Source organism: Flavobacterium sp., assembly GCF_044361065.1.
In the GTDB taxonomy this organism is placed as follows: domain Bacteria; phylum Bacteroidota; class Bacteroidia; order Flavobacteriales; family Flavobacteriaceae; genus Flavobacterium.
This window is the reverse complement of record NZ_JBIKJI010000220.1, coordinates 1-2640: the sequence shown is the minus strand read 5'-3', so window position 1 is coordinate 2640 and position 2640 is coordinate 1. Positions and strand designations below refer to the sequence as shown.

The 2640-nt window shown below is 30.8% G+C and carries 2 protein-coding genes; both read right to left on the bottom strand.

The window, feature by feature from the left end:
• A partial coding sequence (locus ACIQ11_RS10200; RefSeq protein ID WP_396154583.1) for a carboxypeptidase regulatory-like domain-containing protein occupies window positions 1-1826 on the bottom strand: 1826 nt, incomplete at its 3' end.
• Between the two features lie 13 nt (window positions 1827-1839).
• Window positions 1840-2640: GLPGLI family protein (locus ACIQ11_RS10195; protein WP_396154581.1), on the bottom strand; the 801-nt coding region annotated here is incomplete at its 5' end.

Genomic DNA, 2640 nt, shown 5'->3' with positions numbered 1-2640 from the left:
GGTAAAACTCTATTGAAACTCATATTATTTACGCTGTTCAATTGGGTGTCACTGGTATTAAATTGATGTAAAGTAACTCCTGGATTAAAAGTAAATTTCCCAACCAACATTTTATAATGTAAGCCTACAAAAGCATCGTTAAATACATAATTTACTTTATTGGTGTTTTGACTATCAGATAAATTATTTTGTGTGCCATTATCTAATGTTTGAAACATATTGGAGTTAAAGTTTTGATACGAATACGTGTTTCCAATGGTAACGTTAATGTTACTTTTTGGTGTTACCATATAGTAGTAATCAAATTTTGCATCCGTTTTATTTGTTTTAATAAATCGGTTTTGATTGATGCTGTTTCTTGATTGAGCACTATTGTATCCTGCCAAAATAAATGGTTGTATTTGTAAATTGGCATTATAAAACGGATCTTCTTGTTGAAATAAATTTTGCATTTCAAAAGCAAATACATTTTTATCGTTTAGCGTATAATAGTAGTTTAAGTTTTGATTTAATGAAATAGGTTGTTGGTTTTTTTCGGTTAAAATATTCCCTTGTAAACTTGATACTACATTTTGTCTATCCAATTGATCTGATGTTTTTAGTAATGCATCGTAATCCAGGTGCATTTTAGTAGAAGGCACGTAGCTACTACTTAATTTAAACAATCCTAAATTGTTTCTCTGTCTAGAAATGTCTTGACGTGTTTCTGTAATATTTACGGTTGATCCATTTGGCAATCTATCTACACGATTGTAAACATTATCGGTTTGTAAATCGGTTTTGTTGTACGAGTAAATACCAAATCCACTAATTGTCCATACTTTCGATGGGTTATAGGAAAAGTTCGCCGCGCCAAATTTCGTATCAATATTTTTTGCACGATTGTTTCTCAATCCCCCAATTCCCAAATCGTTTGAAGAAACATTAAAACTAGAACCCCCTTTTCGCATCATATTTCTAAATCCACCTGTAAATTTAAAATAGTCCTGCGTGGTAAGCGGTAACTCTCCAATATTATTTAAATTCCCTATTAAATTAACGCTGTATTTTGGACTATAATAAAATAATTTTGGATTTACGATACTTCTGTTTTTCGAGTCTATAATGCCTTCTCCAGCAAGGACATCACCAAACCAAAAGTTGGTTTTACCTTGTTTTAATTTGATATTAATAGCAATATTTTCTTCATTATTTTCTAATCCTTTTAAATTAGAAACCTCATTATAATTTCTTAAAACTTGTACTTTATCAATAGCATCTGCAGGTATATTTTTCACACCTAATTTCGTATCGCCATCAAAAAAATCTTTTCCATTAACCATTAACTTTTGGGCCGTTTTACCTTCTACAGAAATCTCACCGTCTTTGTTAACAGATACGCCAGGTAGTTTTTTAAGAACATCTTCTAACTTTTTTTCGGTACCATTTGTAAACGAATCTGAGTTATAAATAATGGTGTCACCGCTAATTCTTACAGGCATTTCTCGAACAATCTCAACGGTTTCAATGGTATTTGAACTTGATAAAACAATATTAAAAGTTTGGTTTTCTTTTGTAGTTGTAATTTTTTGTTCAAAAGGCGCATAACCTATATAACCGGCTTTGATAATATATTCTGTATTGGCTTTTAAGTTTAATGAAAATTCCCCTTTTTCACTGGTGATGTTGTACGCATCCATCGCTTTTGTAACTTGGTTAATAGCCATTACATTGGCGGTTTCTATAACCAAATTGTCGCTATCTTTCAGTATTCCTGAAACCTTTACCGATTGTGCGTAACTCATTCCGATAAGAAATAAGCTTAGTACTAAAATTATTTTTTTCATTTAAGTCTGTTTGTTAATTTTTTGTTTCACGAAACATAATTGTGCCGCCATTGTCTTCCATTTGTTTTTGCATTTTTTTCTCGTATTTTTCATATTCTTTTTTGGAAATGACTTTACCAGAATTTGGAATTTTTATTTTTACTGTTTCGTTGTTTTTTATGCTTACTTTCGTACAAAAGTAAATATAATTTTCATTTTCAAGTTGTAAAATTAATCCCGGCAAACCCCATACGCCATTTGGACCAAAACTAACAGGTATTTCACTGGTGTACCAAGCTGTAATAGTTTGTGGTTCGGGTTTTTTCATTTCAAATAATGAAGATTTTCCGTTCTTTGTTTTTTCTTGATAACGTTCGTATGCTTCTAAATCATTTTTAGAAATGGGTTCTACATAAGTTGCTTTTACGCAATTATAATCACCAATTATTTTTGTTTCGTTGGTTATTTGCCAATCAATTTTTGGTAACGAATCTTTTATCACAAATTCATCACCAAAAATATCTTCTTCAGTGTATGAAATTTTATCTTTTGTATTCATATATTTATCTCCATCACCAGACATACTAACACTAGCAGAAAAAGACACACCGCCTTGTCCTGGTTTTGGTTTTTCTAAAGCTACAACTTCTTCAAAAAGCGCTTCGTTTTTATTGAATGTTAAAAGATAGTTTTTTTGAAATGCTTTTGCCATAGCTTCTTCAAATGCTTCTTTATCTATACCAACTATAGCATCTTCCGCTGCATCTTTTTCAGATTCTTTTGAAATAGATACAGCTTCTTTTTTAGATTTATTTTGAATGGTTTGATATTCTAC